Source organism: Stenotrophomonas sp. TWI809 (assembly GCF_039673205.1).
Lineage (GTDB): Bacteria > Pseudomonadota > Gammaproteobacteria > Xanthomonadales > Xanthomonadaceae > Stenotrophomonas.
Map to the genome: position 1 here is coordinate 64556 of NZ_JBDJLE010000022.1, position 6416 is coordinate 70971.

Genomic DNA, 6416 nt, shown 5'->3' on the forward strand with positions numbered 1-6416 from the left:
GTCCCACGCATGTCGGGTAGGTGCCGACCGTCGGTCGGCACGCGCCTCACCCGCGAATGAACGCCAACAGATCCGCGTTGATCACGTCCGCATGCGTCGTACACATCCCGTGCGGATAGCCCTTGTAGACCTTCAACGTGCCGTGCCTGAGCAGCTTGATCGCCAGCTCTGCTGAATCGGCGATCGGCACGATCTGGTCGTCGTCGCCGTGCATCACCAGCACCGGCACGTCGATCTTCTTCAGGTCTTCGGTGAAGTCGGTTTCCGAGAAGGCCTTGATGCAGTCGTAGTGCGCGTTGATCGCGCCCATCATGCCCTGCCGCCACCAGTTGTCGACGATGCCCTGCTGTGGCGGCGTGCCCTCGCGGTTGAAGCCGTAGAAGGGAATCGGCACGTCGCGGTAGAACGCCGCACGACCCGCGACCAGTGCCTGGCGGAAGCCATCGAAAACCTCTTTCGGCGTGCCGCCCGGGTTGGCCTCGCTCTTGACCATGATCGGCGGCACCGCACCGATCAGCACGGCCTTGGCCACGCGCCCGGGTTTGGCCTGCGCCACATAGTGCGCGACTTCGCCACCGCCGGTGGAATGCCCGATGTGGATCGCATCGCGCAGGTCCAGGTGATCGGCCAGCGCGTTGACGTCGGCGGCGTAGGTGTCCATCTCATGCCCGCCGCTGGTCTGCGAGGAGCGGCCATGCCCGCGGCGGTCGTGCGCGATCACGCGGTAGCCCTGCAGCAGGAAGAACTGCAGTTGGGTATCCCAGTCATCGGCGCTGAGCGGCCAGCCGTGATGGAACACGAGGGGCTGACCCTTGCCCCAGTCTTTGTAGAAGATCTCGGTCTTGTCGGCGGTGGTGACGTAGGGCATGGCACGGAACTCCTGAGGGAGGGAGGGGCGCAGCGGGGTACCCGTGCATGCTGCGTCTACAGGGTGTTCAGGCGGGATGAAAGGGGGATGTCGATTTCGCGACCCTGGCGCAGCTGAATCAATCTCCCCAACATCTGTCACGCCGATCGTGTCTAATACCGCTCCCCACGTCACACCCCCACCCCCATGTCCCTTGATTCCCATGGCCCCGCGCCGTGCGACGACGCTGACGGCCACCTGGTCACCGCAGGCCCGCTGACCCCGCCACCGGACAGCGCCGGCACCGTGGCCGACGAGAAAGCCCTGCGCCATTCCGTGGCCGAAGACGTGCAGGGCATGGTCCTGGCGACCCTGGTCGCCTCGCTCGGCCTGGCGATCTTCGCCAAGGGTGGGCTGATGATCGGCGGCATGGCCGGGCTGGCGTTTCTGGCCCACTACGCCTTCGGCTGGAACTTCGGCCTGGTATTCGTGCTGGTCAACCTGCCGTTCTATTGGGTGGCCGTGCGCCGCATGGGCTGGGAATTCACCCTGAAGACCTTCGCGGCGGTTACCGCCTGCGGCGTGCTGACCGACCTGCTGCCGCGCTGGGCCGATTTCGCCCACATGAGCTCGCTGTACTCGGCGATCGTCGGTGGCGCACTGGCGGGTCTGGGCATCCTGTTCTACATCCGCCACCGGGCCAGCCTGGGCGGCATCGGCATCCTGGCCGTGTACCTGCAGCGCACCCGCGGCTGGAGCGCCGGCAAGGTGCAGATGTCGTTCGACACACTGCTGATGTGCGTGGCGTTCTCGGTGCTGTCCCCGTCCAAGGTGATGTACTCGGCGATTGGCGCGGTGGTGCTCAGCCTGGTGCTGATGTTCAACCACCGCCCGGGCCGCTACATGGGCGTCTGACGCCCGTTACTCGCCCTGTGGTGGCACCGCAACGACGGTCACGCCGGAGACCCAGCGGCGGCTGCGCAGGTCCAATGCGGCCGCCTGTTCACCCGGGCCGCGGTACAGCCACAGCTGGCAGCACAGGGCATGGTCGCCGGCATAGCTGCTGCGCAGGGCGATGAGCGTGGCGCTGTAGCACTGCTTCCCCGAGCGGATCACGGTGTCGGCGGCGGTATCGAAGGTATAGCTCCCCGCGCCGCGCCACGGCCAGAGGTCTGTCTCACCGGGATCGGTGCCGGCCGGGACCGGGCAGCGTCCCTGCTCATCGCCGAAATGCGCGACGCCGTCGCCATCAACGGTCAGCGCGGCCAGCAGGCGCTCGATGTGCCTGAGCAGGCGCCGGTCCGCTGCGATCGCCGTGGCGGACGCATCCAGCGGTTCGCCGTCGACATGCATCACCGGATCGGCCAGCCGATGCTCGCGGCCGTAGCGCACCTTCAACCGGGTCGTCGGGCTGCGTTCGCGTGGGTCGGCCGACAACGGCCGGTTCAGCAGCAGGGTATCGCCGTAGTAGTCGCCATCGCGGTAGGCGATGTAGCTGACCCCGTCGATACGCAGCCAGTACAGGCCCTGATCGCTGCCACGCCCGCTGAGGCCGTATTGGCCCTGTGCCCAAGGGCGCTGCGGGTCCAGGCTGTCCGGCACCACGAAGCCGCGCTGCGGATCCCGCCGCAGCATGTCCACCTGCGTGTACAGGCCGGTCCCGCCGCTGTAGGCGCTCTGCACCAGGTCACGCTGGCCGTCGCCATCCAGATCGAGCAGGGAGAGCGACAGCTCGCCCATCTCCACCGGCACGCTGTGCTGGGCATCGGTCCCGCGCAGGTAGCGGGTCACCGCGTCCCAATCGGCCGGGGTGATGTTGGCCGGGCGCACCAGCGCGGGCAGCGGCGCATCGCTGTCGCCGGCCACCGGGATCTGCAGGTCGATGCCGGTTTCGTCGCGGTAGCGGGCCAGCACGGTATCGATCGGGGCCGGGTCGTCGACCGGCACCGCGGCGATCTCCGCGCGCAGGCGCTCCAGCACGCCGTCCAGGTCGCTTGCGGCAGCCAGCGGGGGCAGGCTCAGGGCAGCGAGCAGCGCAGCCCGCACGACGGGGTGCGTCACTTCTGGCGCCAGGCCGGCTTGAGCGTGTCGATGCGCTTGAACACCGGGCAGTCCGGGGCGTGCGCGCCGGGCAGGTAGCCCAGGCTCATCAGGAACTCGCCGGTGATCTCCCCGCCGGTGAAGCGGAAGGTCTTCTTGAACAGCTTCACCCAGCCGGCCTTGTCCAGCGGATGGTGGGCATCCAGCCAGCCGACGAAACTGCCGTGGCTGGCCCGCAGCTGCTGGATCACCTGGGCGTTGTGGACCGCTGCGTGCACCTTGAGCCGGTTGCGGATGATGCGGGCATCGTTGAGCAGGCGCTCGATCTCACGCTCGCCATAGGCGGCCACCGTGTCCACGTCGAAACCATCGTAGGCCGCACGGAAGCCCTCGCGCTTCTTCAGGATGGTCTCCCAGCTCAGGCCGGCCTGGTTGATCTCCAGGATCAGGCGCTCGAACAGTTCGCGCTCCTCACGCTGCGGGAAGCCGTACTCGTGGTCATGGTAGTGGCCGTGGACCGGATGGCCGGGGGCGATGAGGCAGTAACCGGACACGTGCAGCTCCTTGCGATGGCGGATCAGGCGCACGGGCCGGGGCACGCACGCAGGCCTGCATTATGTCAGCGCGAAAGCGCACATCACGGCCAGCGGCTAGAATGGGGCCATGTCTGAACTGTCTACTTCGCTTGCCCACCACCTGCTGGTCGCGCTGCCGTCGCTGACCGACCCCACCTTTGCCCGTACCGTGGCGCTGATCTGCCAGCACGACGAGAACGGCGCGATGGGCGTGCTGGTCAACCAGCCCTCCGAGTACACCCTCGGCGAGGTGCTGGCCCAGATGGAAATCACCACCACCAGTGACACCCTGCCTGGCCAGATCGTGCTCAACGGCGGCCCGGTGCATCCCGAGCGCGGCTTCGTGATCCATGACGATGCGCGCAACTGGGATTCCAGCCTGGCCGTGGGCGAGGGCGTGTTCCTCACCACCTCGCGCGACATCCTTGAAGCCATGGCCCGTGGCGAGGGCCCGCGCAATGCGCTGGTCACCCTGGGCTGCGCCGGCTGGAGCGAAGGGCAGCTGGAATCCGAGCTGGCCGAGAACAGCTGGCTGGCCGTGCCGGCCGACGCCGAGCTGTTGTTCAACACGCCGTTCGAACAGCGTTGGCAAGGTGCGGCGGCACGTATCGGCGTGGACCTGTTCCGCCTCACCGATTACAGCGGCCATGTCTGAGCCGGCCACGCCAGCGCCTGCTGCGGCCACGCCGCCAACCATCCGCCGTGATGGCACGGTGCTCGGCTTCGACGTCGGTTCGCGCCGCATCGGCGTGGCCATCGGCAGCTCGTTCGGCACCCATGCGCGGGCGATCGCGGTGGTCGATGTCCACGGCCATGGCCCGGACTGGACCGCGGTGGTGCGCCTGATCAAAGAGTGGCGGCCGGACGGCCTGGTGGTCGGCGATCCGCTGACCCTGGACGGCCAGGACCAGCCCAGCCGCAAGCGTGCGCAGGGCTTTGCCCGCCAGCTGCGGGAACGTTTCAAACTGCCGGTGGTGCTGGTCGACGAGCGTTCCAGCTCGGTCGAGGCGGCACGCCGGTTCGCGGTCGAGCGCGCCGAAGGCCGCAAACGCCGTCGCGATGCCGCTGCACTCGATGCAGTGGCCGCGGCGGTGATCATCGAACGCTGGCTCTCCTGCCCGGATGACGCCACCCCCGTTTCCTGACCCTCAGACCCTGCCCATGACCGCCTCGCAACTCGATTCCGATGGACGCCTGCGCCACCTGCTGACCCTGGAGGGTCTGCCCCGCGAAACCCTGCTGCAGCTGCTCGACCGCGCCGGCCAGATCCGCGACGCGGCTGTCGGCCGGGTCGGCAACAAGCGTCATGTGCTCGGTGGCTCGGCGGTCTGCACGCTGTTCTTCGAACCGTCCACGCGCACCCGCAGCTCGTTCCAGCTGGCCGCGCAGCGGCTGGGCGCGGACGTGCTGAACTTCGACGCCTCCACGTCCTCCACCCGCAAGGGCGAGACCGCCTGTGACACGCTGAAGAACCTGGAAGCCATGGGCGTGCGCGGCTTCGTGGTGCGGCATCCCGATGATGGCGCGGTGGCGGCGCTGGCCGCGGTGGCGGGCGAGGGTACCGCCCTGGTGAACGCCGGTGACGGCCGCAGCTCGCACCCGACGCAGGGCCTGCTGGACATGCTGACCCTGCGCCAGGCCAAGGGCAGCGATTTCTCGAAAATGAAGGTGATCATCGTCGGCGACGTGAAGCACTCGCGCGTGGCCCGCACCGACCTGCATGCCCTGCGCACGCTGGGCGTCGGCGAGATCCGCGTGTGCGGCCCGCAGTCGCTGTTGCCGGACGATGACACCCTCAAGGGCTGCATCGTTGGCGATGATTTCGACGCCATGCTGGAAGGCGCCGATGCGTTGATGATGCTGCGCCTGCAGCGCGAGCGCATGGAAGAAGGCCTGGTGCCCTCGCTGGAGCAGTACCACGCGCAGTACGGCCTGGATGCCGCGCGCTTGAAGCGTGCCGGCACCGACGCCGCCGTGTTGCACCCGGGCCCGATCAACCGCGGCGTGGAAGTGACCGACGAGGTGGCCGACGGCCCGCAGTCGTGGGTACTGCGCCAGGTCGCCAACGGCGTCGCCGTGCGCATGGCGGTGTTGGAGACGTTGCTGGGGTGAGCGTCAAGGGTATCGAACCGCATGCGAACCCATGACCGGTAGTGCCGGCCGCTGGCCGGCTCCGCAGAAATTCCGCCAGCGCGCAGGGTAGTGCCGGCCGCTGGCCGGCTCCGCAGAAATTCCCCCCAGCGCACAGGGTAGTGCCGGCCGCTGGCCGGCTCCGCAGAAATTCCCTCAGCGCGCTGGGTAGTGCCGGCCGCTGGCCGGCTCTGCAGCATGCATCGGCAGCCGCCCAGTGGCCGGCACTACCGGTCATCTGGCCAAAGGGTCCATGCGTACGGGTAGTCTCCGATCTGCCCTGACAGACCTGCACGGATCGGATTGCCGAGGATGTACAGCGCATGCCGATGCAGCGACTCGTCGGAACGCACGGCGTGATCGTGGTAACCGGCTTGCCACAACGCACCACCACGACCCTCAGATCGATTGATCGCCAACGCAGTCGATGATTTGAAGCGTCGAGCGATATCGGCCAGTGGCTTCGTTTCCAGTTCCACCATCCAGTGCAGATGGTCGGGCATGACCACCCAGGCAAGGGATCGTACGTATCCACGTTCGTCCATTTCCTTCAGGTGCGACATGGCAATTGCGCAGACGTCGGGATCGACAAACCAGCGCTTGCGGTTATGGCAGACCATGGTCAGGACGTAGGTCTGCCCTGGAATCGAACAGCGCCCCACGCGTAGTCGAGAAGAACTCATGGCGCATCGTGAGTGATCCCGCAGCCCCCTGGTATCGGCCAACGGCGCAGACCGTTATGGCGAAAAAAGCCAAATAAGGTAGTGCCGGCCGCTGGCCGGCTTCACGAAGCGCGGGCGATCGATGACGGTTTGCTGCAGAGC

The 6416-nt window shown here is 67.6% G+C and carries 8 protein-coding genes; 4 read left to right on the top strand and 4 right to left on the bottom strand.

Annotated elements, in window-relative coordinates; genetic code table 11:
* Positions 1-46: 46 nt before the first annotated feature.
* Entirely contained in the window at positions 47-868 is an 822-nt protein-coding gene (locus ABE472_RS15455) for an alpha/beta hydrolase (RefSeq protein WP_346463547.1), read from the bottom strand.
* 186 nt (positions 869-1054) lie between these two features.
* On the opposite strand from ABE472_RS15455, the gene ABE472_RS15460 reads away from it, so the two are divergent.
* Complete coding sequence (locus ABE472_RS15460; RefSeq protein WP_179460934.1) at positions 1055-1762, top strand: YitT family protein; 708 nt, start codon at positions 1055-1057, stop codon at positions 1760-1762.
* Between the two features lie 6 nt (positions 1763-1768).
* Here the strand turns inward: ABE472_RS15460 and ABE472_RS15465 are convergent, their stop codons facing one another.
* Both ABE472_RS15465 and ABE472_RS15470 read right to left on the bottom strand, forming a co-directional pair.
* The gene (locus tag ABE472_RS15465; protein WP_313212139.1) at positions 1769-2908 is read right to left on the bottom strand and encodes a hypothetical protein; all 1140 of its coding nucleotides are present in this window, start codon (positions 2906-2908) and stop codon (positions 1769-1771) included.
* Positions 2905-3441 carry a DNA-3-methyladenine glycosylase I gene (locus ABE472_RS15470; protein ID WP_313217443.1) on the bottom strand — a complete coding sequence of 179 codons (537 nt, stop codon included), beginning with the start codon at positions 3439-3441 and terminating at the stop codon, positions 2905-2907. Before ABE472_RS15470 ends, ABE472_RS15465 begins: the two co-directional genes overlap by 4 nt.
* 109 nt (positions 3442-3550) lie before the next feature.
* Here ABE472_RS15470 and ABE472_RS15475 point away from each other — a divergent pair, with 109 nt between their 5' ends.
* Genes ABE472_RS15475 through ABE472_RS15485 form a run of 3 tightly spaced genes read left to right on the top strand, consistent with a single transcriptional unit; the run spans position 3551 to position 5574 of the window.
* Positions 3551-4117: a YqgE/AlgH family protein gene (locus ABE472_RS15475; RefSeq protein WP_313212141.1), complete on the top strand. Its 567-nt coding sequence runs from the start codon at positions 3551-3553 to the stop codon at positions 4115-4117.
* On the top strand, positions 4110-4607 hold the full coding sequence (gene ruvX, locus ABE472_RS15480) for a Holliday junction resolvase RuvX (protein WP_346466565.1): 498 nt from the start codon (positions 4110-4112) through the stop codon (positions 4605-4607). Before ABE472_RS15475 ends, ruvX begins: the two co-directional genes overlap by 8 nt.
* Positions 4608-4623: 16 nt before the next feature.
* Positions 4624-5574 carry an aspartate carbamoyltransferase catalytic subunit gene (locus tag ABE472_RS15485; protein ID WP_313212143.1) on the top strand — a complete coding sequence of 317 codons (951 nt, stop codon included), beginning with the start codon at positions 4624-4626 and terminating at the stop codon, positions 5572-5574.
* 245 nt (positions 5575-5819) lie between these two features.
* Here ABE472_RS15485 and ABE472_RS15490 read toward each other — a convergent pair whose 3' ends face one another.
* On the bottom strand, positions 5820-6275 hold the full coding sequence (locus ABE472_RS15490) for a transposase (RefSeq protein ID WP_346466566.1): 456 nt from the start codon (positions 6273-6275) through the stop codon (positions 5820-5822).
* Between the last annotated feature and the right edge of the window lie 141 nt (positions 6276-6416).